20 protein-coding genes are annotated in these 23712 nt (G+C 64.7%); 13 read left to right on the top strand and 7 right to left on the bottom strand.

Going from position 1 to position 23712, the window contains the following annotated elements; translation table 11 throughout:
* Positions 1-141 precede the first annotated feature (141 nt).
* Positions 142-1818: a methyl-accepting chemotaxis protein gene (locus AC1RR3_RS17685; protein ID WP_492824394.1), complete on the top strand. Its 1677-nt coding sequence runs from the start codon at positions 142-144 to the stop codon at positions 1816-1818.
* 112 nt (positions 1819-1930) lie between these two features.
* Here the strand turns inward: AC1RR3_RS17685 and mutS are convergent, their stop codons facing one another.
* Positions 1931-4669: a DNA mismatch repair protein MutS gene (gene mutS / locus AC1RR3_RS17680; protein ID WP_492824393.1), complete on the bottom strand. Its 2739-nt coding sequence runs from the start codon at positions 4667-4669 to the stop codon at positions 1931-1933.
* Positions 4670-4896: 227 nt separating this feature from the next.
* On the opposite strand from mutS, the gene pcaF reads away from it, so the two are divergent.
* From pcaF to AC1RR3_RS17650, 6 genes are all read left to right on the top strand, one after another.
* On the top strand, positions 4897-6105 hold the full coding sequence (gene pcaF, locus AC1RR3_RS17675) for a 3-oxoadipyl-CoA thiolase (protein WP_492824392.1): 1209 nt from the start codon (positions 4897-4899) through the stop codon (positions 6103-6105).
* A 117-nt stretch (positions 6106-6222) separates the two neighbouring features.
* Complete coding sequence (locus AC1RR3_RS17670; RefSeq protein WP_492824391.1) at positions 6223-7116, top strand: dioxygenase family protein; 894 nt, start codon at positions 6223-6225, stop codon at positions 7114-7116.
* A gap of 119 nt (positions 7117-7235) precedes the next feature.
* On the top strand, positions 7236-7937 hold the full coding sequence (gene pcaH / locus AC1RR3_RS17665; RefSeq protein ID WP_492824390.1) for a protocatechuate 3,4-dioxygenase subunit beta: 702 nt from the start codon (positions 7236-7238) through the stop codon (positions 7935-7937).
* A gap of 1 nt (position 7938) precedes the next feature.
* Positions 7939-8541 carry a protocatechuate 3,4-dioxygenase subunit alpha gene (gene pcaG / locus AC1RR3_RS17660; RefSeq protein ID WP_492824389.1) on the top strand — a complete coding sequence of 201 codons (603 nt, stop codon included), beginning with the start codon at positions 7939-7941 and terminating at the stop codon, positions 8539-8541.
* Positions 8542-8803: 262 nt separating this feature from the next.
* Entirely contained in the window at positions 8804-10495 is a 1692-nt protein-coding gene (locus AC1RR3_RS17655; RefSeq protein ID WP_492824388.1) for a methyl-accepting chemotaxis protein, read from the top strand.
* A gap of 49 nt (positions 10496-10544) precedes the next feature.
* Positions 10545-11636 carry a phosphotransferase family protein gene (locus AC1RR3_RS17650; protein WP_492824387.1) on the top strand — a complete coding sequence of 364 codons (1092 nt, stop codon included), beginning with the start codon at positions 10545-10547 and terminating at the stop codon, positions 11634-11636.
* A gap of 142 nt (positions 11637-11778) precedes the next feature.
* On the opposite strand, the gene AC1RR3_RS17645 is transcribed toward AC1RR3_RS17650, so the two are convergent.
* The 3 genes from AC1RR3_RS17645 to AC1RR3_RS17635 are packed head-to-tail and all read right to left on the bottom strand — an operon-like array spanning position 11779 to position 14978.
* Positions 11779-13335, bottom strand: a complete 1557-nt coding sequence (locus AC1RR3_RS17645; protein ID WP_492824386.1) for an MDR family MFS transporter — start codon at positions 13333-13335, stop codon at positions 11779-11781.
* A gap of 4 nt (positions 13336-13339) precedes the next feature.
* On the bottom strand, positions 13340-14503 hold the full coding sequence (locus AC1RR3_RS17640; RefSeq protein WP_492824385.1) for an HlyD family secretion protein: 1164 nt from the start codon (positions 14501-14503) through the stop codon (positions 13340-13342).
* On the bottom strand, positions 14496-14978 hold the full coding sequence (locus AC1RR3_RS17635; RefSeq protein WP_492824384.1) for a MarR family winged helix-turn-helix transcriptional regulator: 483 nt from the start codon (positions 14976-14978) through the stop codon (positions 14496-14498). Before AC1RR3_RS17635 ends, AC1RR3_RS17640 begins: the two co-directional genes overlap by 8 nt.
* Positions 14979-15133: 155 nt before the next feature.
* Here AC1RR3_RS17635 and AC1RR3_RS17630 point away from each other — a divergent pair, with 155 nt between their 5' ends.
* Genes AC1RR3_RS17630 through ispG form a run of 3 tightly spaced genes read left to right on the top strand, consistent with a single transcriptional unit; the run spans position 15134 to position 17913 of the window.
* Positions 15134-15628: a Fur family transcriptional regulator gene (locus AC1RR3_RS17630; protein WP_492824733.1), complete on the top strand. Its 495-nt coding sequence runs from the start codon at positions 15134-15136 to the stop codon at positions 15626-15628.
* A 35-nt stretch (positions 15629-15663) separates the two neighbouring features.
* Positions 15664-16617, top strand: a complete 954-nt coding sequence (locus AC1RR3_RS17625; RefSeq protein ID WP_492824383.1) for a DMT family transporter — start codon at positions 15664-15666, stop codon at positions 16615-16617.
* 12 nt (positions 16618-16629) lie between these two features.
* Positions 16630-17913, top strand: a complete 1284-nt coding sequence (gene ispG, locus AC1RR3_RS17620) for a flavodoxin-dependent (E)-4-hydroxy-3-methylbut-2-enyl-diphosphate synthase (protein ID WP_492824382.1) — start codon at positions 16630-16632, stop codon at positions 17911-17913.
* Between the two features lie 9 nt (positions 17914-17922).
* Here the strand turns inward: ispG and AC1RR3_RS17615 are convergent, their stop codons facing one another.
* Both AC1RR3_RS17615 and AC1RR3_RS17610 read right to left on the bottom strand, forming a co-directional pair.
* Complete coding sequence (locus AC1RR3_RS17615) at positions 17923-18345, bottom strand: type II toxin-antitoxin system VapC family toxin (protein WP_492824381.1); 423 nt, start codon at positions 18343-18345, stop codon at positions 17923-17925.
* Complete coding sequence (locus AC1RR3_RS17610) at positions 18338-18727, bottom strand: DUF7662 domain-containing protein (protein WP_492824380.1); 390 nt, start codon at positions 18725-18727, stop codon at positions 18338-18340. Before AC1RR3_RS17610 ends, AC1RR3_RS17615 begins: the two co-directional genes overlap by 8 nt.
* A 132-nt stretch (positions 18728-18859) precedes the next feature.
* On the opposite strand from AC1RR3_RS17610, the gene AC1RR3_RS17605 reads away from it, so the two are divergent.
* From AC1RR3_RS17605 to AC1RR3_RS17595, 3 genes are all read left to right on the top strand, one after another.
* Positions 18860-19756: a TauD/TfdA dioxygenase family protein gene (locus AC1RR3_RS17605; RefSeq protein ID WP_492824379.1), complete on the top strand. Its 897-nt coding sequence runs from the start codon at positions 18860-18862 to the stop codon at positions 19754-19756.
* Between the two features lie 73 nt (positions 19757-19829).
* A complete protein-coding gene (locus tag AC1RR3_RS17600) occupies positions 19830-21167 on the top strand; it encodes a Rieske 2Fe-2S domain-containing protein (protein WP_492824378.1) in 1338 nt (445 codons plus the stop codon).
* A 3-nt stretch (positions 21168-21170) separates the two neighbouring features.
* Positions 21171-22022: an N-acetylmuramoyl-L-alanine amidase gene (locus AC1RR3_RS17595; protein ID WP_492824377.1), complete on the top strand. Its 852-nt coding sequence runs from the start codon at positions 21171-21173 to the stop codon at positions 22020-22022.
* A 28-nt stretch (positions 22023-22050) separates the two neighbouring features.
* Here AC1RR3_RS17595 and AC1RR3_RS17590 read toward each other — a convergent pair whose 3' ends face one another.
* Entirely contained in the window at positions 22051-23661 is a 1611-nt protein-coding gene (locus AC1RR3_RS17590) for a Na+/H+ antiporter (RefSeq protein ID WP_492824376.1), read from the bottom strand.
* Between the last annotated feature and the right edge of the window lie 51 nt (positions 23662-23712).

Raw genomic sequence — 23712 nt, 5'->3', positions numbered from 1 at the left:
GCCCAGTTTTGGGGACTCACATCAAGCGATCGGACCTGCGGGAACCACCGATTGGAATGCGGCATCGCTGCCGCGCGGTCACATCCCCTTTGTTCCGGCGGGCGCGTTCCCATCGGTGTTATTTCGAATGGAGAGTCTTTCATGTTCGGTCGCAACTCCCGCAGTGATGCGGACGCACAGCTCGCCGCCATCGGTCGCTCGCAGGCCATGATCGAGTTCGCGATGGATGGCACGATTCTGTCGGCCAACCAGAACTTCCTGAAGGCGCTCGGCTACTCCCTCGACGAGATCAAGGGGAAGAAGCACGCCATGTTCATGCCGGCCGATCAGCGCGACGGCGCGGAGTACAAGGCGTTCTGGGCACAGCTCAACCGCGGCGAGCCGCAGGCTGCCGAATTCAAGCGGATTGCCAAGGGCGGCCGCGAGGTCTGGATCGAGGCGTCCTACAATCCGGTGCTCGACCATGCCGGCAAGCCGGTCAAGGTCGTGAAGATCGCGACCGACATCACCGCGAAGAAGATCCATGCCATGACGGAGGCCTCCAAGGTGTCCGCCATCAGCCGCGCCCAGGCCGTGATCGAGTTCAAGCTCGACGGCACCATCGTCAACGCCAACGAGAATTTCTGCAAGGCGCTCGGCTATTCGCTCGCCGAGATCCAGGGCAAGCATCACAGCCTGTTCGTGGCCCAGGCCGAGCGCGACGACGGTTCCTATCGCGAGTTCTGGGCCGCGCTCAACCGCGGCGAATACCAGTCCGGCGAATTCAAGCGCATCGGCAAGGGCGGCCGCGAGGTCTGGATCCTCGCCTCCTACAATCCGCTGCTCGACGAGAACGGCAAGCCGTTCGGCGTCGCCAAGTTCGCCACCGACATCACCGCCGAGAAGCTGAAGAACGCCGATCTCGCCGGTCAGATCGCGGCGATCGACAAGGCGCAGGCTGTGATCGAGTTCAACATGGACGGCACGATCATCACCGCCAATGCCAACTTCCTCGGCGCGCTCGGCTATTCGCTTGCCGAGATCAAGGGCCATCATCACAGCATGTTCGTCGAGCCTGCCGAGCGCGACGGCGCGGCCTATCGCGAGTTCTGGGCCGCGCTCAATCGCGGCCAGTACCAGGCCGCCGAGTACAAGCGCATCGGCAAGGGCGGCAAGGAGGTCTACATCCAGGCCTCCTACAATCCGATTCTCGATCTCAACGGCAAGCCGTTCAAGGTCGTGAAATATGCCACCGACACCACGCGGCAGGTGCTCGTCCGCATGGGCAATGAGCGCGTCCGCGGCATGATGGAATCGGTTGCCGCCGGATCAGAGGAGCTCAACGCCTCGGTGCGGGAGATCTCCGAGGCCATGACAAAGTCGCGCGAGACCGCGATGAGCGCGGTGGATCAGGTCGCTACCGCCGACGCCCAGGCGCAGCGCCTCACCGAAGCCGCGCAGGCAATGAGCGGCATCGTCGAGATGATCAACAGCATTACCGGGCAGATCAACCTGCTTGCGCTCAACGCCACAATCGAATCCGCCCGAGCCGGCGAAGCCGGCCGAGGCTTTGCCGTGGTTGCCTCCGAAGTGAAGAGCCTCGCCAACCAGGCCAAGCAGGCGACCGACAAGATCGGCGCGGAGATCGGCAGCCTCAACGGCATCTCCGGCGACGTCGTCAGCGCGCTCGGCTCGATCAAGCAGGCGATCAACAGCGTCAGCGAATATGTGACGTCGACGGCCGCCGCCGTCGAGGAGCAGAGCACGGTCACGAACGAGATGTCGAACAGCATGCAGCGCGCGGCCGCGGAAGCGGCAGCGATTGCGGCAAGGGCGTAAGCCAAGCGCTCGGAAGCGTAGGGTGGGTCAGCGATAGCGTAACCCACCACTTTAGTTTTTGCGGTGACAGAAGTGGTGGGTTGCGCCTTCGGCTTACCCACCCTACAGACCGTCACTGCTTCGGCAGCCTGGCCTTCAATGCATAGAGTGCATCCAGCGCTTCGCGCGGGGACATCTCGTCGGGATGCAGCGCCTTCACCGCCTCCATCAGCAGCTCCGCCTCGCTCGGCGGGGCGGCCTCCGCGGCGGCGCGCGAGGGCACGGCGAACAACGGCAGATCGTCGGCGAGAGCACGTGCGGTCTGGCCGCGATCTTGTGCTTCCAGCTTCGCCAGCACGGATTTGGCGCGCGTGATCACGGCCGGCGGCAGGCCGGCGAGCTTGGCGACCTGGATGCCGTAGGAGCGGTCGGCCGAGCCCGGCAGCACCTCGTGCAGGAACACGACATTGCCCTGCCACTCCTTCACCCGCACCGTGGCATTGAACATCCGCGGCAGCTTTGCCGAGAGCGCGGTCAACTCGTGATAATGCGTCGCGAACAGCGTGCGGCAGCGGTTGCTCTCGTGCAGATGCTCGATCGCGGCCCAGGCGATGGAGAGGCCGTCGAAGGTGGCGGTGCCGCGGCCGATCTCGTCGAGGATCACGAGCGCACGCTCGCCGGCCTGGTTGAGGATCGCAGCCGTCTCGACCATCTCCACCATGAAGGTCGAGCGGCCGCGCGCCAGATCGTCGGCGGCGCCGACGCGCGAGAACAGGCGGTCGATGATGCCGATCCGCGCGCGCGTGGCCGGCACGAAGCTGCCGATCTGCGCCAGCAACGCAATCAGCGCGTTCTGGCGCAGGAAGGTCGATTTACCGGCCATGTTGGGGCCGGTCAGCAGCCAGAGCTGGCCGGATTTCTGCGCGGGTCCTGGCGAGAGATCGCAGGCATTGGCGATGAACGGCTCGCCGTTGCGCTTCAAGGCCTGCTCGACCACGGGATGACGGCCGGCTTCGATGGCGAAGCCGAGCGAACCATCGACCTCGGGCCGCACATAGTTCTCGTCGACCGCAAGCTTGGCCAGTGATGTCGCGACGTCGAGCAGCGCAAAGCCCTGCGCTGCCGCGCGCAAATCGTCGCTGATATCCAGCGCCTTGGCGCAGAGCCGCTCGAAGATATCGAGCTCAAGTCCGAGCGCGCGGTCGCCGGCATTGGCGATCTTGGCTTCGATCTCGCCGAGCTCGGACGTGGTGAAGCGGACCTGGCCCGCCAGCGTCTGGCGATGGATGAAGGTCGCATTCAGTGGCGCCGACATCAGCTTGTCGCCATGCTGCGCGGTGACCTCGACGAAATAGCCGAGCACGTTGTTGTGGCGGATCTTGAGGCCCTTCACGCCGGTTTGGTCGGCGTAGCGCGCCTGCATCGAGGCGACCACGAGACGTGAGGCGTCGCGCAGGCTTCGCGTTTCGTCGAGCGCCGGCTCGTAGCCCTGGCGAACGAAGCCGCCGTCGCGCTTGATCAGCGGCAGTTGGTCGTCGAGGGCACTTGCGAATTCCGCCGCGAGCTCGCGCGACGGACGTTGCAGCGCGGCCATCACGACCGCGATTTCCTGCGGCGGCTGGTCGAGTTCGCCGAGCCGCGCCAGCACCTGGTCGGCGGCGATGATGCCATCGCGCAAGCCGGCGAGGTCGCGCGGTCCGCCGCGGCCGACCGAGAGGCGGGCCAAAGCACGCGATATATCAGGCGCACCGCGCAAGATGCTGCGGATGTCTTCGCGCGCGGCAGAATCGGCAACGAAGGCGCTGACCGCGTCGAGCCGCCGTGCGATCGCCGGTGCATCGGTCAGCGGCGCGGCGAGCCGCTGGGCGAGCAGGCGCGAGCCCGCCGAAGTCACGGTGCAGTCGATGGCATCGAGCAGCGAGCCGCGGCGTTCGCCGGCGAGCGTCCGCGTCAATTCGAGATTGGCCCGGGTGGCCGGATCGATTGCCATGGTCGCGCCCGATGCTTCGCGCGCGGGCGGCGACAGCGGCGGATGCTTGCCGACCTGGGTGCGGTCGACATAGGTGACGGCGGCGGCCGCAGCGGTGGCTTCGAGACGCGTGAGCTGTGCCAGCCCGTCCATGGTCGCAACCGCAAAATAATCGCACAGCCGCTTTTCCGCCGTCGCACCGTCGAAGACGTCGCGGGTCACCGGTGTCACCGCCGGCAGTTCGCGCAAGATCTGGCTCAGTTCATTGTCGCTGTAGAGCGCGTCAGTGACGATGGCTTCGTTCGGGTTGATGCGTGCCAGCGTCGCCGCAAGCTCGCCGCCAGAACATTCCAGCACGGCGAATTCGGCGGTCGAGATGTCGATCCAGGCGAGGCCAAACCGGTCGCCGCCGCCGGAGGCGCGGGCGCGCGCGATCGCCAGCAGGTAATTGTTGGCGCGCGCGTCGAGCAGCGTGTCCTCGGTCAGTGTGCCCGGCGTGACCAGCCGCACCACGCCGCGGCGCACCACGCTCTTGTTGCCGCGCGCTTTCGCGGCGGCAGGATCCTCGGTCTGCTCGCAGACTGCGACCCGGTGGCCGGCCGAGATCAGGCGGTGCAGATAATCCTCGGAGCGCTCGACCGGCACGCCGCACATCGGGATATCCGCGCCCTGATGCTTGCCGCGCTTGGTCAGCACGATGCCGAGCGTCTTCGAGGCGATCTCGGCGTCCTCGAAGAACAGCTCGTAAAAGTCGCCCATCCGGTAGAACAGCAAGAGGCCCTGATGCGCCGCCTTGATCTCAAGGTACTGTTCCATCATCGGCGTTACACGTGCGGCGGCTTCGGCCTGCGGCGCGGGCGCTTCATCGGGGGGCGGAACGGGTATCGGCTGTTGCATTGTCATGGGCGGCGCAACCTACAAAATTTCGCACCCTGCTCCTACCGGTTTGGCCTGACAGGGGAGGTTTTCCACGTTGTCCGCAGCGCGGCATGCGTGGTGGACGGCGGGCCCCTGCAAATCGCACGCGAAACCGTCAATTGACCTGCCGCGGGCGCCCTCCTAAAACTCCGCCGACATTCAAGAATTTTGGAAGAATTCTGGCCGAACCGCGGCATTCAGGGAGAACAACGATGCGTGACGTCTTTATCTGCGATGCCGTGCGGACCCCGATCGGCCGTTTTGGCGGTTCTCTCGCCAAGGTGCGCGCCGACGATCTGGCCGCAGCTCCCATCAAGGCGCTGATGGCAAAACACCCCAATCTCGACTGGGCGCAGGTGGACGAAGTCTTCTTCGGCTGCGCCAACCAGGCCGGCGAGGACAACCGCAACGTGGCGCGCATGGCGCTCTTGCTTGCAGGTCTCCCGGATTCGGTTCCCGGCCAGACCCTGAACCGGCTGTGCGCCTCCGGCCTCGATGCGGTCGGCGCTGCCGGCCGCGCCATCCGTTCCGGCGAGATCGAGCTTGCGATTGCCGGCGGCGTCGAATCCATGACCCGCGCGCCCTTCGTGATGGGCAAGGCGCAGGAAGCGTTCTCCCGCTCGGCCGAGATCTTCGACACCACGATCGGCTGGCGTTTCATCAATCCGCTGCTCAAGGCGCAGTATGGCGTCGATGCGATGCCGGAGACCGGCGAGAACGTCGCCGAGGAATTCCAGGTCTCGCGCGCCGACCAGGACGCCTTCGCCATCCGTTCGCAGCAGCGCGCGGGCGCCGCAATTGCGGCGGGCTATTTCGCCGAAGAGATCATCCCGATCACGATTCCCGGCGGCAAGGCTGGCCCCATCACCATCGACAAGGACGAGCATCCGCGCCCCGAGACCACGCTGGAAGGTCTCGCCAAGCTGAAGCCGATCGTGCGCAATCCTGGCACGGTGACGGCTGGCAACGCCTCCGGCGTCAATGACGGCGCCGCCGCGATGATCCTGGCCTCGGAAGCGGCGGTGAAGAAGCACGGCCTGACGCCGCGCGCCCGCATCCTCGGCCTCGCCTCGGCCGGCGTGCCGCCGCGCATCATGGGCATCGGTCCGGTGCCGGCGACCCGCAAGCTGATGGAGCGTCTCGGCAAGAAGATCAGCGATTTCGACCTGATCGAGCTCAATGAAGCCTTCGCCTCGCAGGGCATCGCCTGCATGCGCCAGCTCGGCGTCGCCGATGATGCCGATTTCGTCAATCCGCATGGCGGCGCCATCGCGCTTGGCCATCCCCTCGGCATGAGCGGTGCGCGCCTTGCGCTCACGGCAGTGCACGGCATGGAGAAGCGCGGCGGCAAGCTCGCGCTCGCCACCATGTGCGTCGGCGTCGGTCAGGGTGTTGCGGTCGCGATCGAGAAGCTGAACTGACGAGACGTTGCGCGTCTCGTCATCCCGGGGCGGTGCACTTGCACCGAACCCGGGATCTCGAGATTCCGGGTTCAGCCCTGCGGGCTGCCCCGGAATGACAGGGAGAAGGATGGCGCCATGATCATCGAGCGCGAGCAGGACGTCACGGCCGCGGCACTGGCGGTGATGGAGCGGACATCCGATCCGCGGCTGCGCCAGATCATGGTCTCCCTGGTCAAACACCTGCATGCCTTCGTGCGCGACGTGTGCCTGACCGAGAAGGAATTCCGTGACGCCACCGCGATCGTGGCCGAGCTCGGCAAGCTGACAACCGATACGCATAACGAAGTCGTGCTGATGGCGGGCTCGCTCGGCGTATCGCCGCTGGTGTGCCTGCTCAACAACGGCGATCAGGGCAATACCGAAACCGATCAGTCGCTGCTCGGGCCGTTCTGGCGGCTGAACTCGCCACGGGTCGAGAATGGCGGCTCCATCGTGCGGTCGGAAACGCCGGGTGCGCCGCTGTTCGTCAACGGCCGCGTCGTGGACAAGGACGGCCGTCCTGTCGCGGGCGCGGAGGTTGACGTCTGGCACGCCTCGCCGGTCGGCCTCTACGAGAACCAGGATCCTGAGCAGGCCGACATGAACCTGCGCGGCAAGTTCACGACCGACCAGGATGGATGCTTCGCCTTCCGTTCGGTGATGATGGTTGGCTATCCCATTCCGACCAATGGCGTGGTCGGCCGCCTGCTCGAGGCACAGAGCCGGCACCCCTATCGCCCCGCGCATCTGCACGCTTTGATCTTCAAGCCCGGATTCAAGGTGCTGATCTCGCAGGTCTACGACCCCGCCGATCCGCATATCGACAGCGACGTGCAGTTCGGGGTGACGCAGGCGCTGATCGGCAAGTTCCTGCGCCACGATACGCCGCATCCGACCGCGCCCGACGTCGCGACGCCCTGGTATTCGCTCGATCACACCTACCGGCTGGAGGCCGGAGAGGCCGTGCTGCCGCGTCCGCCGATCAAATAGGGTGCGCCTGCCGCGCCCAGGACGCCTGCCAAACCCGCTTCCCTAGATTAGTTATATTCTATAATGATTGGCGGAAGTGTTGACCGGCCGGACCAAAATGGCCGGGGAGGAGTTCGCCAATGACATTCATCTATCCCACGGACAGCAACAAGGCGCATCCGTTGCCGCTGTCGCCCGAGTACAAGAGCTCGATCAAGCGCGCGCCGAACAAGCCCTTGATCCCGATGCGCCACACGCTGTCGGAACTGACCGGCCCGGTGTACGGCCACGAGACCGTGCGCGAGGGCGATGCCGATCTCACCACCCAGCATACCGGCGAGCCGCTCGGCGAGCGCATCATCGTGCACGGCCATGTCCGCGACGAGGACGGCCGCGGCGTGCCGAACTCGCTGGTCGAGATCTGGCAGGCCAATTCCTGCGGCCGCTATGTCCATGTCCGCGACCAGCATCCGGCGCCGCTGGATCCGAACTTTACGGGCGCGGGCCGTACCGTGAGCGATGCCGCGGGCTACTACCGCTTTGTGACGATCAAGCCCGGCGCCTATCCCTGGGGCAATCACCACAACGCCTGGCGGCCGGCGCACATTCATCTGTCGGTGTTCGGCCATTCCTTCGTCACGCGCCTCGTGACGCAGATGTACTTCCCGGCCGATCCGCTGTTCCCGTTCGATCCGATCTTCAACTCGGTGCCGGACGAGAAGGCGCGCGCGCGGATGGTCTCGTCGTTCGACTTGGAGAATACCCAGCCCGAATGGGCGCTGTGCTACCGCTTTGACATCGTGCTGCGCGGCCAGAACGCCACGCCCATGGAGAATCACTAACGTGCAGGATTCTGTGAAGCCCGACGGGATCACCCCATCGCAGACCGTCGGTCCGTTCTTCAAATACGGGCTGACGCCGACCGGCGACTACGCCTGGAACGACGCGTTCACCAACTCGACGCTGACGCCCGACGTCACCGGTGATCGTGTCCGCATCGAGGGCCGCGTGTTCGACGGCGACGGCGTCGTCGTGCCCGATGTGATGCTGGAGATCTGGCAGGCGGATGCGCAAGGCCGCTTTGCCGATCCGCAGGACAAGCGCGCGCTGCCCAATGCCAGCTTCCGCGGTTTCGCCCGCTGCGGCACCGACAAGGACGGCCATTATTCCTTCGACACCATCAAGCCGGGCGCGGTGCCCGACCCTGATGGCAAGACGCAGGTACCGCACGTTCTCGTTGCGGTGTTCGGTCGCGGCATGCTGCGGCATCTCTACACCCGGATCTATTTCAGCGACGAGGCCGGCAACGCCGCCGATCCCGTGCTGGCCCTGGTGCCCGCCGAGCGCCGCGCCACGCTGATCGCTGTGCGCGAGGCCGGCAAGGCCGTCTATCGCCTCGACCTGCGTTTGCAGGGCGACGACGAGACGGTGTTCTTCGACGTCTGAAGCATGGGCGTGCCGGCGATACTGAGTCGCCGGCATGCGTTTCTCATGTAGCGCATCGACGCTGATTCTGCGTCGATCACGGGCGTGATACGATCGATCTTTGCTTCTGTGCGTCAGCTTCGCTGACGCAAAACCGATCATCCGGCGCACGAATCCCGTAGTTTTGCGGAGCAATTCTTCCGCGATTTCTGTCATGTGAAATTCCGTATTTACCGCACTCCGGTAGTGTCGGCGCAGTTGTGGCGCGGCCCTGGATCATTTCATGAAAATTCGCCTGTCGTTGTCCTCCGCGATTATCGCGTTCGGGGTCGTGCTCGCCATCGGCTTTACCGCTGTCGTTTCCACCAGCCTCTATGCCCTGCGCGAGCTCAAAGTCGGCGGACCGCTCTATTCCGACATCAAGCTCGGCAACGACCTCATCGCGGACATCCTGCCGCCGCCGGAATATGTCATCGAGGCCTATCTCGAAGCGACGCTGGCCATGCGCGAGCCGGACCAGCTGGCGGCTCATGGCGAGCGCCTGGTCCAGCTCCGCAAGGACTATGACGAGCGCAAGGCCTACTGGACCGCCTCCAGCCTCTCGGCCGACCTGAAGACTGCGCTGGTGTCGAAGTCGGATGCCGAGGTGCAGAAGTTCTGGAAGCTCTTGACCGACCAGCTGCTGCCGGCCCTCAAGGCCAAGGACAGTGCCGCTGCCGAACGCGCCTATGCGCAGCTCAGGGACGCCTACACCGCGCATCGCGCCGTCATCGACAGCATCGTCGAGAGCGCCAACAAGCAGAATGCCGACATGGAGAAGCTGGCCGCGGAGCGCGACAGCGCGATGCTCTATATTCTTCTCGGCGTCTCCGCCGCCGTCCTGGCCTTCATTGCCGCAGGCCTGCTCGGCGTTGCCCTCGGCGTCGTGCGCCCGATCGTGCGCATGACGGACACGATGCAAAAGCTCGCGACCGGCGATCTCGCCGCCGACATTCCGTTTGCACACCGCCAGGACGAGGTCGGCTCGATGGCGGGCGCGCTTCTGGTGTTCAAGCAGGCGGCGGCCGAGAATTTGCGACTGCGCGAGGAGCAGTTGCAGAAGGAGCAGGAGGCCGCGCTCGCCAAGCGCGGTGCCCTGCACCAGATGGCCGAGACCGTCGAGCGCGAGACCGGCCGCTCGGTCGATACCGCAAGTGCGGCGACGCAAGGCGTGGAGCGCGCTGCCTCCAGCCTGTCCGAGATCGCCCGATCGCTGTCCGCGGAATCGCAGGCGGTTGCCTCCGCATCCACCCAGGCATTGGGCAGTTCGCAAACCGTTTCGGCCGCGGCCCAGGAGCTAAGCGCCTCGATCCGGGAGATCGCGAGCCAGGTCGCGCGGACCAGCACGGTCACCAAATCGGCGGTCGCCGGCCGCGAGCAGGCGCGTTCGACCATCCAGGCGCTGGCCGGATCGGTGAAGAAGATCGCCGAAGTTTCCGACCTCATCGGCGGCATCGCCGGCCAGACCAACCTCCTGGCGCTCAATGCCACGATCGAGGCTGCACGCGCCGGCGAAGCCGGCCGCGGCTTCGCGGTGGTCGCGGCCGAGGTGAAATCACTGTCCGACCAGACCGCCAAGTCCACCGAGGAGATCGGGCGGCTGATCGCCGAGATCCAGGCCTCGACGCAGGCCGCCGTCGATGCCGTCGAGACGATGGGGGGCCACATCGTCGAGATCGACGGCGTGGCAACTTCGGTCGCGGCCGCGATGCAAGAGCAGGACGCCGCGACGCGGGAGATCACGCGATCGATCTCCGAATCGGCTACTGCTGCCAAGGAGGTCTCGGCCAAGATCGGCAATGTCAGCCGCGACGCCGCCTCCGTGAACGAGCGCGCCGCCGAGGTCAGGCAGGCGATCGCCGGCATGGCGGCCAATCTCGAACAGCTGCGGTCGGTCGTGGTCCGGACCGTGCGGGACTCGACCGCCGCGGCTTAGCGCCGGGCGCCAGGCCTGCCGCTGGTGCCCCGGGGTGTGATCGTGCAGTATGGCGCGGGACAGGGGCATCGTGAATTTCATGACACCTCCACAACTGCCTGAAGTCGTTGGGCCCGCCCAACTGACAGCTGCGCTGCGCAGGGGTGGCGTACTGGACGCCGGCGCGGTGCGCGAGGTGAAGGTGCTGCATCAGCGTGACACCGTGGTGTCACATATCGTCCGTCTCGGCCTGCGCTATGTCGGCGAGTCCGCCGGTGCGCCGCAATCGCTGATCCTGAAGATGGCGCATGCTGCCTTTGCCGGGACACTTGCAGATCGTGGCGAGCACGAAGTGGCCTTTTACACGCAGCTCGCGCCGAACATGCCGCCGGGGCTCGTGCCGCGCTGCTTCGATGGGCATTTCGACGAGGAGAGCGGGGCCTGGCATCTCCTGATCGAAGATCTCACCGATAGCCATGAACTCGCGACCGTGCCGACGCTGCCGCCGTCACGCGATCAGGCGATGGCTATCGTCACGGCGCTGGCGCGCATGCACGCGGGGTGGTGGGATCATCCTGACCTCGGCGAGACCGTCGGCACCTGGGCGAGCACCGAGGAGAGCGTGGCGCGCATGGAGACCTTCGCCGGTCATTACGACCGCTTCGCCGATCAGCTCGGTGATCGCCTGAGTGAGGAACGACGCATCCTTTATCGCCGTCTCATCGAACAGTCGGCCCGGCTGTCGCAGCGCTATCATTCGCGCCGTCATGTCAGCATCGTCCATGGCGACGCCCACACCTGGAATTTCCTGCTGCCTCGTGCCGGAATTGTCGACACCGTACGCATCTTCGATTTCGACCTGTGGGGCATCAATGTGCCCACCAGCGATCTCGCCTACATGATGGCGATCCAATGGTATCCGGAGCGCCGGCAGGCGCTCGAGCGGGCGCTCCTCAATCGCTATCACGAGACGCTGCTCGCGCACGGAGTGGCCGGTTACACGCGCGGCGCGCTCGACCAGGACTATCGCTGGTCAGTGCTCTGGCACATCACCAAGCCGGTCTGGCAGTGGAGCATCAATCTCCCGCCGGGGATCTGGTGGAACAATCTGGAGCGGGTGATGATGGCGGTCGAGGATCTGGGCTGCGAGGAGTTGTTGTAGAAGCTCTCCTGTCCCGGGCGCGGTGCAGCGTGTAACGCTGCGCCGCAGAACCGGGACCCAGTTTGCCGCGGAACGTGGGCCCCGGCTCTGCAGTGCACCGCTGAAGGAGCGCTGCACTGCGTCCGGGGCACGAGACCGATATCTACTCCATCACCGCGTGCTCCGGCCCGGCCGCCTGCTTGCGCAGCGTGGCCTTGGTCGAACCGATCATCAAAGCGAGCGGGATGGTGCAGAGGATGAAGACCATCACCAGCATATAGTCATGCGCGAACGCGATGATTTGCGCCTGCACGCTGACCATCCGGTCGGCCATGGCGCGGCCGGCGTCGGTGGTGAGGTTGATGATGCCGCGCACGTCGGGCATCTGCAGGGCGTGGTTGAACGGGTTGATGTGCTCGGACAGGATCGCGTAAGTCTTGCGCGTACCCTGGGTCAGCTCGGCGATGACGATGGAGATGCCGACTGAGCTTGCAACGTTGCGCAAGAGCGTCAGCATCGAGGTGCCGTCGGTGCGCAGATGGTTCGGCAGCGTCAGGAACGCCACCGTCGACAGCGGCACGAAGACGAGGCCGAAGCCAAAGCCCTGGATCACGCTGACGATGACGATCTCTGGCACCTGGGTCTGGTCGGTCCAGCCGGTCATCTGGAACAGCGACGCCGCGGTCAGCGTCAGGCCGGAGATGATCAGCGTGCGCGCTTCGATCCAGCGCATGATGCGGCCGACCATCATCATGGCGAAGAAGGTGCCGAAGCCGCGGCTCGCAAGCAGGCCGCCGGCGGTGATGATGGGATAGCCGATGACGTTCTGAAGGTAGGGTGAGGCCAGCGCCATGGTCGAGTACAGCACGAGCCCCATCACCGTCATGAAGATGCAGCCGGTGAGGAAGTTGCGGTCTTTGAACAGTGCGAACTGGATGAACGGCCGCGACGTCGTGAACGAGTGGGCGAAGAAATAATAGAAGGCGATGCCGGAGATGACGAACTCGGTCACGATCTCGACCGACTCGAACCAGTCGAGCTGCTCGCCGCGGTCGAGCGCGAGCTGGAGCGCGCCGATCCCGATCGCCAGCGCGCCGAAGCCGAACCAGTCGAATTTGAGGCTGAGGTTCTTCTCGGTCTCATCCATGAAGACGATCAGCCCGAGCACCGTGATCGCGCCGAACGGCAGATTGACGAAGAACACCCAGTGCCAGGAATAGGTCTCGGTCAACCAGGCGCCGAGTGAGGGGCCCATGATCGGGCCCATCATCACGCCCATGCCCCAGATCGACATCGCCTTGGCGCGTTCCTGCAGCGTGTAATAGTCGAGCATCACCGACTGCGACAGCGGCACCAGTGCCGCGCCGAACACGCCTTGCAGCAGGCGGAACAGCACCATCTGGTTGATGTCCTGTGCCAGACCGCACAGCACGGAAGCGAAGGTGAAGCCGGCCGCGCAGATGACGAAGATACGCTTGCGGCCGAAGCGGTTGGAGATCCAGCCGACCGGCGCCGTCATGATCGCGGCGGCAACGATGTAGGAGGTCAGCACCCAGTTGATCTGGTCCTGCGAGGCCGACAGCGTGCCCTGCATGTAGGGCAGCGCGACGTTGGCGATGGTGGTGTCCAGCGCCTGCATGATGGTCGCGGTCATGGCGCAGATCGTCACCATGTTCCGGCGCAGGCCCGGGACCATCAGGGCGGGGTTGGACTCCGCCATAGGATCAGTCCTTGTCCTGACCGGCGGTCGCCGACAGGCCGAGCAGGCCGGCGAGCGAGCGCGTGTGGCCGGTGTCGATGGTGGCATAGACGCTCATGCCGGCCTTCAGCTTCCTCACATATTTGTCGGTCTCGTCGAAATAGATGCGGATCGGCACGCGCTGCACCACCTTGACGAAATTGCCGGTGGCGTTCTGCGGCGGCAGGATCGCGAATTGCGCGCCGGTGCCGGGTGAGAGCGAACCGATCTTGCCCTTGAAGACGTGGTTCGGGAACGCGTCGACCTCGAGCGTGACGGCCTGACCTTCGGTGACGTAGGTGAGGTCGCTCTCCTTCGGATTGGCATCGACCCAGGGATGCGCGACATCGACGATCGAGAACACCGCCGTGCCCGCCGCCACGTAGCGGCCGAGCTGGATCTGCTCGACCTGCGTCGCGACGCCGCCCATCGGCGCGCGCACCACGGCGTGATCGAGATTGCGCTCGGCGTTGTCGAGCTTGGACTTGGCCTGCGCGTAAGCCGGGAATTTCTCCAGCGGCAGGTCGGTGTCGCCGAGCAGTTGCGTCTTGGCCGTCGAGATCTGCTGCTTGACGTACTGTGCGATCGAACCTGATGTCACCAGCGCGTTCGCCGCGTTGTCGAGGTCGAGCTGCGAGCCAAAACTGTTCTTCACCAGCGCCTGCTTGCGCTCGACGTCGCGCTGCTTCAGGTCGACGCCCTGCTGGGCGAGGTTGAGCATGTCGCCGTAGATCTTGATGTTGGCGCGGAGGTTGTCATAGGTCGACTGCGCCTGCATGACCTGCGCTTTGGCCTCGTCCACCGCGAGGCGGAACGGCACGGGGTCGATCTCGAACAGCTCGTCGCCCTGCTTGACGAGCTGGCCTTCCCTCACGACGACCTTCTCGATCTTGCCGGAGATGTCAGGGGTCACCAGCACCTTCTGCGCGCCGACATAGGCATCGTCGGTGCCGACATAGCGGCCGCCATTGAGATAGAAGGTGACGCCGCCGATGGCGACGACCACAGGCAGCACGACCATCAGCAGGAAGCGGCGATAGCGGCGCAGGCCGGCTACGAAGCGGCGGCGCGGATCGGTGCCGGCTTTCTTGGTGGGCTTGCCGCTGTCGATCTTCTGCTCGGGCTGGAACTTGAGAACCTGATCAGCCATAGCGCTGCTCCTTACGCGCTTGTTCCGCTCCAGAGGCCTGGATCGCGTTACGCACGTTTTCCTTGATTGTTTCGAGTTGGGTGAGGAGACGGTGGGCGTCCGCCGGATTGATGCCGTCGAGCGCGTTCGCCGTCAGCTCCGACTTCAGGCCGCTCATCTTGCCGAGCAGTGTGCGGCCGGCCTTCTTCAGATACAGGCGCTTGACGCGGCGGTCCGAGGCGTCGCTGCGGCGCTCGATCCAGTCGCTGTCGCAGAGCTTGTCGATCAGCCGCGTCAGCGTGATCGGCTGCATCTCCAGAAGCTCGGCGAGTTCCGACTGTTTCATGCCCTCGCTGCGCTCGACCTTGGCCAGCACCGCCCATTGCGCGCGGGTGATGCCGAACCGCGAGGCCTCCTTGTCGGCATAGACGCGGAGCATGCGGTAGAGCTCGCCGAGCGTGAACAGGAAGTTCTGATCGACAGACCCGCGGGTCATAAGCTTTGTCTCCAATGAGCTTGAATATAATAAGCAAGCTTATGATTATTTCATGGCAGGTAAATGGGATGCTGTCCCGCGGGATGAGCATGGCTGGCAGCCGCAGCGCCGGTCGTGCTTTGGGTTCCCCGGCTGAAATGCTAGAAGGCGGCCGCATGACCCTCGCAACGCCTGCATTTCCGACCCCCGATCACGATCACGGCCGCTGCACCGCGGACGCGCTGGCACATGCGGAAGCCGTTTGCGAGCAGCGCGCTCAGAAATTCACGCCGATTCGCCGCCATGTACTGGGGGCGCTGCTCTCCAGCCACCGCCCGCTCGGCGCTTATGAGGTGATCGACGAACTCGCCAAGTCGATGTCGCGCCCGGCGCCGATCACGGTCTACCGTGCTCTCGATTTTTTGATGGCCAACGGCCTCGTGCACCGCATCGAAAGCCGCAACGCCTATCTTGCCTGCGCCGCCCACGATCACGATTCCACGTCCGCCGTGGCGTTCCTGATCTGCGAGCGCTGCGGTCTGGTCGGCGAGATACCGTCGGCGTCCTTCGCCGGGGATCTCAACGCTGCGGCGCGCAGCTCGGGCTTTGCCCCCAAGCTGTCCGTGGTGGAGATCACGGGCATCTGCACCCATTGTCAGAAAGCTGCATAAGGTAACAACGGCGTAAAGCCGGTATTCGGGAAGAAATGTCCTCACCTCAAATCAACCAATCCGCCGCGCGTCCCCTCGGTGCCGGCGCCATCGCGCTGATGCTCATGCTGTGCCTGACCTGGGCGTTCAACCAGATCGCGGTGAAGCTGGTGCTGCTGGAGATTCCGCCGATGCTCCAGGCCACGTTCCGCTCGATCGGCGCGCTGCCGGTGCTGTTCCTCATCGGCACGTTACGTGGCGTCAAATTTTTCGAGCGTGACGGCACGTGGAAGGTCGGCCTGATCGCAGGCCTGATGTTCGGCATCGAGTTCGTGCTGATCTACCAGGGCCTCCGCTTCACACCGGCGTCCCGGGCCGTGGTGTTCCTCTACACCGCGCCGTTCTTCGTCGCGCTCGGCTCCTACCAGGTGCTCGGCGAGCGGCTGGGCGGTACGCAATGGCTGGGGCTCGCGGTGAGCTTTGCCGGCGTCGCGCTCGCGATCGGCGTGCCGCAGCCCGATGTCGATGCCAAGGTGCTGCTCGGCGACCTCATGATCGTCGGCGGTGCTGTGCTGTGGGCCGCCACCACGCTGGTCGCCAAGAGCACGAGGCTGCGCTTCATCGCGCCCGAGAAGGCGCTGGGCTATCAGGTTGCGACCTCGATCCCGATCCTGGGGTTGGCCGCCTGGCTGTTCGGCGAGACCATTCCCCACACGCCGTCGCCGCAATCCATCGCATTGGTGGCCTTCCAGGCGATCTGGGTGGTGGGAACCACGTTCACGCTTTGGTTCGCGCTGGTGAAGGCCTATTCGGCCAGCAAATTGTCCGCTTTTACCTTCATCACCCCTTTGTTTGGCGTGGTGGGTAGCTATTTCATCCTGCACGAGACCCTGAGCCTGACATTCGGGGCCGCGGCGGTCCTTGTAATTGCTGGGCTTTTTCTGGTTAACCGTCCCAGCCAAACGGCCGCGGCGCCCCGTGATGCATTGCTGAACGTCACCAAAACCTGATATTTGGACCCCATGAACAAGCTCGAAAACACCATCGATTCAGACATCGCGGGCCCGGCGCCCCGGCATCGGACCACCCAGGTGAAGGTCGGCGACGTCGCCGTCGGCGGCGGTGCGCCGATCGTCGTGCAGTCGATGACCAACACCGACACCGCCGATATCGACGGCACCATCGCCCAGGTCGCAGCGCTCGCGCGCGCCGGCTCCGAAATGGTTCGCATCACCGTGGACCGCGAGGAGGCTGCCGCCGCCGTTCCGCACATCCGCGATGGCCTCGCCAAGCGCGGCATCACCACGCCCCTGATCGGCGACTTCCATTATATCGGCCACAAGCTGCTCGCGGCCTATCCGGCCTGCGCCGAGGCGCTCGCGAAATATCGCATCAATCCCGGCAATGTCGGCTTCAAGGACAAGCGCGACACCCAGTTCGCCGACATCATCGAGATCGCGAACAAGAACAACAAGCCGGTCCGCATCGGCGCCAATTGGGGCTCGCTCGACCAGGAGCTGCTGACCAAGCTGATGGACGAGAACGCCGCCTCCGCCAATCCGCGCGACGTGCGCGCGGTGACGCGTGAGGCCATGGTGCAGTCCGCGCTGCTCTCGGCCGCGCGCGCCGAAGAGCTCGGCATGCCGAAGAACCGCATCATCCTGTCGGCCAAGGTCTCGGCGGTACAGGATCTGATCGCCGTCTACCAGGATCTCGCCAGCCGCTCGGACTACGCCATCCATCTCGGCCTGACCGAAGCCGGCATGGGCACAAAGGGCATCGTGGCGTCCTCGGCCGCGCTCGGCATCCTGCTGCAGCAGGGCATCGGCGACACCATCCGCATCTCGCTGACGCCGGAGCCCGGCGGCGACCGCACCCGCGAGGTGCAGGTCGGCCAGGAGTTGCTGCAGACGATGGGCTTCCGTACCTTCGTGCCGCTGGTTGCGGCCTGCCCCGGCTGCGGCCGCACCACCTCGACCACGTTCCAGGAACTGGCCAGCTCGATCCAGGAGTTCATCCGCGACGAGATGCCGGGCTGGAAGACCAAATATCCTGGTGTCGAAGAGCTCAACGTCGCTGTGATGGGCTGCATCGTCAACGGCCCCGGCGAATCCAAGCACGCCAATATCGGCATCTCGCTGCCCGGCACCGGCGAAGCGCCGGCGGCGCCTGTTTTCGTTGACGGCAAGAAGTTCCGCACGCTGCGCGGCCCGACCATCTCCGCCGACTTCAAGGCACTGGTGATCGACTATATCGACCAGCGCTACGGCCAGGGCGCCAAGGTGCCGGTGACCGCGGCGGAGTAGTTCTTCAGGTCAGCATGGGATCGTGCTGACCTGACCTGTTTCGCCATATCTCAGCAGCAGACCGTCCCGTGTAATCACGCTCGCGGCAAGATCGCGAGCGGTTGCAATGATGATTCGATCCGCGGGGTCGCGCGGCGGCTCGCCCGGCAAGAATGACGATGCGATCAGGATGTCGGGCGTGAGTTCGGCAAGCCGTATTCCCTCGACGGCCAACAGCCGCTGAAACCAGAGTTCTGGTCTTGTGGAAAGGCCCAACCGGTTGCGTGCAACGAGCAAACCGATTTCCCACGCCGTAATTGCGGATACGAAAACCGTAGCTCCCGCGCGATAGGCGGCCTCGATCGCTTCCTTCGCCTCCGAGGCGATGGGCTTGTCCTCGACAATCCAGATCGCCGCATGAGTATCGAGCAGAAGCGGTGCGGGTTCACTCATAGACCTTGCCCCAATCGGGATCCGCCGGCTGCGTCAAATCCACGCCCGGCGGGATATGAGCCAACCCTTTGAGCGCACCAAACAGCGGATGGCGGCCAAGCTTCTTAGCGCGCGAGGGCGGCGGTTCGGCGGGACTCGGTTCAACCCGCCGAAACACGATCCTGCGAGCCTTCGTATCGACCTGCTCGGTACGAAAGCCGGCGGCTAGCCAGACCTTGGTCATGACGTTGTTGGTCGGGTTGTTGCTCCACCAAGCCGGATATTGAGGTGAGTTAGGGGGGAGCTTGCTTCCGATGATCCGCTCGATTTCGGCAAAGGTCATCGGCACCTCTTTGGCCCGTTGGGACTTCAGAAATTCACCAAGCCGCTCATACTTGCCCATGACAAAACTCCAACACTTCAAAACACTATTAAAGATTTATAAGTGTGTCAAGAAGTGTTTGTGGATGCCCGTTGCGTCTGTTCTTGCAAAGCCTAGGATAGCCCCCAACGAATAACCATCGGGAGACACGCCATGAGCTCACTCGCCGGCAAGCAGGGTCCGCGCTATCGCCACACGGCGGAAGACGGCGCGGCTTACGAAACCATCGCGGTCGAAAAGCTCACCCCCATCATCGGTGCGGAAATATCCGGCGTCGATATCGGCAAGCTTGTCGAGGGCGATGCCCGCTCCAACCAGCAGATGGACGAGATCCATCGCGCGCTCGCCGAGAACCTCGTCATCTTCTTCCGCGACCAGGAGATCACGCCGAAACAGCAACTCGCCTTCGGCCGCAAGTTCGGCGAGCTGCATTTCCATCCTGCCGCGCCGCATGAGGACGAAGACCCGGCGCTGATGAAGATCTATGCCGACAAGAACTCCCCGCGCGCCAACGGCGAAGGCTGGCACTCCGACGTGTCCTGTGATCTCGAGCCGCCGATGGGCTCGATCCTCTACATCAAGCAGTGCCCGCCGCGCGGCGGCGACACGCTGTTCGCCAATATGTACGCCGCCTATGAGGCGCTGTCGGACCGCATGAAGACCTATCTCGACGGGCTCACCGCGCTGCATGACGGCGAGCCGATCTATCGCGGCCTCTATGCAAACTACGGCGTTGCCGACCGTCCCTCCTATCCGAACGCCGAGCATCCCGTCGTGCGCACGCATCCGGTCACGGGGCGGAAGGCGCTCTACGTCAATCGCGGCTTCACCCGCCACATCAACGGTGTCCCACGCGACGAGAGCGACGCGATGCTCGCCTATCTCTACCAGCACGCCGAGAATCCGCTGTTCCAGTGCCGCTTCCGCTGGACCGAAAACGCCATCGCCTTCTGGGATAATCGCTGCACCCAGCACCGCGCGATGTGGGACTACTGGCCGCATACGCGGTCGGGCACGCGGGTGACGGTGAAGGGGGAGCGGCCGGTTTAGTCCCCGCTTCTTGCGTTGACGTCCTCGCGCGCCCGCGCCAATCTTCCCAAAAAACAAATCGGGAGGATTTTTCATGCTCCGCGCCGAGGACAACAAATTCCTGACCGAATCCGGCCCCGGAACGGGAATGGGCGAATTGTTGCGCCGCTTCTGGATCCCGGTGTTGCTGTCCGAAGAACTGCCTGAACCCGACGGCGAGCCCAGGAAGATCGTCGTGCTCGGCGAAGAGCTGCTCGCCTTCCGGGACAGCAGAGGCGCCGTCGGAATCATCGACCAGTATTGCCCGCACCGGGGCGCCAATCTCTGGCTCGGGCGCGTTGAGGAATGCGGCATCCGCTGCGTCTATCATGGCTGGAAGTTCGACGCTGACGGCCGGTGTGTCGACATGCCGACCTCGTACCCAGACCTCAACGCCAAGGACCTGATCCGCATCAAGTCCTACCCGGCGCGTGAATGGGGTGAGATGATCTGGGCCTATATGGGGCCCGCCGAGGCCATGCCCGAGCTGCCCGATCTTGAAATGGCGCTGCTGCCGGCCTCGCATCGCTACGTCAGCAAGAAATGGCAGGACTGCAATTGGGTGCAGGCGCTGGAGGGCTCGATCGACACCGCACATTTCACCTTCGCCCATCTCTCCTTCGACAAGGAGGAGAACGAGATCCTCGACATCAAGAAGCATTTTGTGAATCCGCTCGTGCGCATGAATAACGACCACATGCGCTGGATCGCGGAAGATCCGCGTCCCGTGATCAAGGTTAGTCCGCACGAAGCGGGATTGACGATTGCCGGCGGCCGGCTCACCGGCGGCGACAACATCTACTGGCGGATCGCGCAGTTCCTGATGCCGTTCCACGCCTACGCGCCGAGTGCGATGCCGGGCGAGAACGTCTTTGGCCAGACCTTCGTGCCTGTCACCGACACCAATTGCTGGATCTACACCTATGTCTGGAATCCGGAGCGGCCGCTGGCGCAAGCCGAGCGCGACGCCTTCGACCGCGGCAACGGCGTGATCGCGGAGGTCGACGACAATTACGTGCCGCTGCGCCACAAGGGCAATGACTACCTGATCGACCGCAGGCTCCAGAAGACCAGGAGCTACACCGGCATCAAGGGGGTCTCCGAGCAGGACGCCGCCGTGCAGGACAGCCAGGGGCCGATCGCCGACCGCACCCGCGAGCATCTCGGGCCGACCGATATCGGCATCATGCACTTCCGGAAGGTCGTGATGGAGCTGGCCCGCGCGCTCCAGCAGGGCGAGCCGCCGCCCCAGGCCGCGCATCAGGATCGCTATGCGGTGCGTTCGGGCGCCTGCGTCACCAGCAAGACCAAGGACCTCCCCGCGGTGATGCTGGAACGTTTCGGCGATGTCGCAGGCTTCGTCGGCCGTCCCAAGGTCGCGGCAGCGGAGTAGCGCTTGGGGCAATCGCGCAGCATCATCTCGGGCCTCGTTGCATCGCTCGTCGCGTCGATCCTGCTATCGTCGCTTGCGCCGGTTGACGCAGGCGAAGCCGCAGCCAAGCGAGCGAGCGCAAGGGCCGAACCCAAGCCCAAACCGAAGTCCAGACCGAAGCCACCGGCGACATTGGGCAGATGTGAGATGCCAAAATTCAGGATCGTCGTGGATGTCGGGCATACCCCGGACTCCTACGGCGCCTTGAGCGCGCGCAACGATCCGGAATTCGGCTTCAACCTCCATCTCGCAAGGCTCATCACGGCGAAACTCAAATCCGAAGGTTTTGCTGCAACCCGCCTGCTCGTCACCGACGGCAAGGCGCGGCCGAGCCTGGTCAAACGCGTCAGTGCCGCGAATGACGGCCGGGCCGATCTGTTCTTGTCGGTCCATCACGATTCGGTGCCGGACAAGCTGCTGGAGACCTGGGAATTCGACGGCGCGCCGAGCTATTTCAGCGACCGCTTCTCAGGCCATTCGCTGTTCGTGTCCGAACGCAATCCGCACTTCACCACCAGCCTGATGCTGGCCCGGATGATCGGCCGGCAGTTGAAAGAGCAGGGCTTGCACTATGCCAGCCAATATACTCTCCCGTTGATGGGCCGCTACCGGCGCCAGCTGCTCGACAAGGATGTCGGTGTCTACCGCTATGATGGGCTCGTCGTGCTGTCGCAGACGCGAAGCGCGGCCGTATTGCTCGAGGCGGGCTCGATCATCAACCGCGATGAGGAAATGGCGATGAACTCGCCGGAGCGGCAGGACGTGATCGCGGGGGCCGTCGCGACGGCGATGGGGGAGTTTTGCGCGAGGCGGTAGATTGCCCCGCCGCTTCAATGACGAGGAGCTACAGTGGCCCCCCCTGATACTCCCGATTAGCAAGGCTGGCTTCCTCCAGATCCAGGTCCCGCTCGATCCGCCGCCGCGTCTCGTCCGTTATCTGGCCGTCGCGCAGGAGGTTGTGGATGAATTTGCGTTCGGCGCCGATCAGCTCGCGGGTCAGTGCGGTGCCTGCGGCGGAGACGTCGTGATGGGCGGGATCGAGCGAGTCCGGAAGCTGGTTGGCACGGATCTCGTGGCGCGCGCGCAGGAGCCGCATCACCTCGTCGGAGACGTCCTTCTTCCCGGTCAGCGCGTCGAGCGACTTCAGCGCGGCGTTGAGCGCCTGGCGCCGTGCGGCGATCTCGGCCTCGTGTTCGGCGACATGCTCGTTGCGGCCGGCTTCGGCGATGCCGAGCCAGCGAACCACCGGCGGCAGTGTCAGGCCGACGCCGATCAGCGTGATGAAGATGACGCCGAAGGCGACGAACAGGATCAGGTCGCGATACGGGAAGGCATCGCCATCAGGCAGCGTGAACGGCAGCGCCAGCGCGGCGGCGAGCGACACCGCGCCACGCACGCCGGTGAAGGCAAGCGTGAACGCCCACTGCCAAGGCGGTGACGGATCGCGCTTGCGTAGCGATTTGCTGAGGATTCGCGGCAGATAGATCGCAGGATAGAGCCAGGCAAAGCGTGCGAGGACGATGACGATCATGACGACGGCGGTGGCGATCATGATGTCGTCGAGCGGAAACGTCTTCGATTTCTCGTAGAGCGCGCGCATCTGGAAGCCGGTGAGGAGGAACAGCAGGCCCTCGATCAGGTAGATGATGAGGTCCCAGAAGAAGATGCCTTGCAGGCGCGTCGCGGCAGAGATGAGCAGTGGGCCGTTCCAGCTCACATAGAGGCCGCAGGCGACGGTGGCGATCACGCCGGAGCCGCCGACATGCTCGGGCAGCCAGTAGGAGACGTAAGGCGTGATCAGCGACAGCGTGAGCTCGACTTGCTGATCCCTCGCCCATTTGCGGAGGCGCAGGGAGAGCCAGCCGACGCCGATGCCGAAGGCGATCTCGCCGGCGACGATGAGGGCGAATTCCCCCGCCGCCATCGGCAGCGAGAAATGGCCGACCGTGATCGCGGCGAGCGCGAAACGGTAGAGGATCAGCGCGGTGGCGTCATTGGCGAGCCCCTCGCCTTCGAGCACAACCAGGATCCGGCGCGGCAGGTTCAGCCGGCGCGCGATCGCGAGCGGTGCTACCACGTCGGGCGGCGCGACGATCGCGCCCAGCAGGAAGCCAATGGTCCAGGGCAGGCCGATCAGATAGTGCGTGGCGGCCGCCACCAGTGCCGCGGTGAAGATCACCGCGCCGACCGCCAGCAGCACGATCGGGCGCAAATTGTTCCTGAACTGGCGCCAGCTCATGGCGACGCTGGCCGAGTAGATCAGCGGCGGCAGCACCATCAGCAGCACCAGCTCCGGTGGCAGTTCCACCGGCGGCATGCCCGGTACGAAGGCAAGGCCGACGCCGGCCAGCATCAGCAGAATGGCTGGGGCGACGTTGAAGCGGCGAGCGGCGAGCGCGGTGCCTGCCAGCACCGCAAGCAGGATGAGAAAGGTCTGGAATTTCGCTGCGATCATGGCCTGTCTTCACCCGGAAGCAGCCAAGAGGTCAACATGAGGTCAATGCGA

This window comes from Bradyrhizobium sp. GW821-FHT13H05, from assembly GCF_058804065.1.
Note: the sequence above shows the minus strand (reverse complement) of the source record. Positions and strands in the feature narration are given on the sequence as shown.

What these genes read in the sequence shown, in the direction of transcription:
- AC1RR3_RS17615 (WP_492824381.1), bottom strand. Translation starts at nt 18,345, where the DNA reads ATGAGTGAACCCGCACCGCTTCTGCTCGATACTCATGCGGCGATCTGG.
- AC1RR3_RS17650 (WP_492824387.1), top strand. Translation starts at nt 10,545, where the DNA reads ATGGCGCGGGACAGGGGCATCGTGAATTTCATGACACCTCCACAACTG.
- AC1RR3_RS17645 (WP_492824386.1), bottom strand. Translation starts at nt 13,335, where the DNA reads ATGGCGGAGTCCAACCCCGCCCTGATGGTCCCGGGCCTGCGCCGGAAC.
- AC1RR3_RS17600 (WP_492824378.1), top strand. Translation starts at nt 19,830, where the DNA reads ATGCTCCGCGCCGAGGACAACAAATTCCTGACCGAATCCGGCCCCGGA.
- AC1RR3_RS17625 (WP_492824383.1), top strand. Translation starts at nt 15,664, where the DNA reads ATGTCCTCACCTCAAATCAACCAATCCGCCGCGCGTCCCCTCGGTGCC.
- ispG (WP_492824382.1), top strand. Translation starts at nt 16,630, where the DNA reads ATGAACAAGCTCGAAAACACCATCGATTCAGACATCGCGGGCCCGGCG.
- pcaH (WP_492824390.1), top strand. Translation starts at nt 7,236, where the DNA reads ATGACATTCATCTATCCCACGGACAGCAACAAGGCGCATCCGTTGCCG.
- AC1RR3_RS17655 (WP_492824388.1), top strand. Translation starts at nt 8,804, where the DNA reads ATGAAAATTCGCCTGTCGTTGTCCTCCGCGATTATCGCGTTCGGGGTC.
- AC1RR3_RS17630 (WP_492824733.1), top strand. Translation starts at nt 15,134, where the DNA reads ATGACCCTCGCAACGCCTGCATTTCCGACCCCCGATCACGATCACGGC.
- AC1RR3_RS17605 (WP_492824379.1), top strand. Translation starts at nt 18,860, where the DNA reads ATGAGCTCACTCGCCGGCAAGCAGGGTCCGCGCTATCGCCACACGGCG.
- AC1RR3_RS17590 (WP_492824376.1), bottom strand. Translation starts at nt 23,661, where the DNA reads ATGATCGCAGCGAAATTCCAGACCTTTCTCATCCTGCTTGCGGTGCTG.
- AC1RR3_RS17610 (WP_492824380.1), bottom strand. Translation starts at nt 18,727, where the DNA reads ATGGGCAAGTATGAGCGGCTTGGTGAATTTCTGAAGTCCCAACGGGCC.
- AC1RR3_RS17670 (WP_492824391.1), top strand. Translation starts at nt 6,223, where the DNA reads ATGATCATCGAGCGCGAGCAGGACGTCACGGCCGCGGCACTGGCGGTG.
- mutS (WP_492824393.1), bottom strand. Translation starts at nt 4,669, where the DNA reads ATGACAATGCAACAGCCGATACCCGTTCCGCCCCCCGATGAAGCGCCC.
- AC1RR3_RS17685 (WP_492824394.1), top strand. Translation starts at nt 142, where the DNA reads ATGTTCGGTCGCAACTCCCGCAGTGATGCGGACGCACAGCTCGCCGCC.
- pcaF (WP_492824392.1), top strand. Translation starts at nt 4,897, where the DNA reads ATGCGTGACGTCTTTATCTGCGATGCCGTGCGGACCCCGATCGGCCGT.
- AC1RR3_RS17640 (WP_492824385.1), bottom strand. Translation starts at nt 14,503, where the DNA reads ATGGCTGATCAGGTTCTCAAGTTCCAGCCCGAGCAGAAGATCGACAGC.
- AC1RR3_RS17635 (WP_492824384.1), bottom strand. Translation starts at nt 14,978, where the DNA reads ATGACCCGCGGGTCTGTCGATCAGAACTTCCTGTTCACGCTCGGCGAG.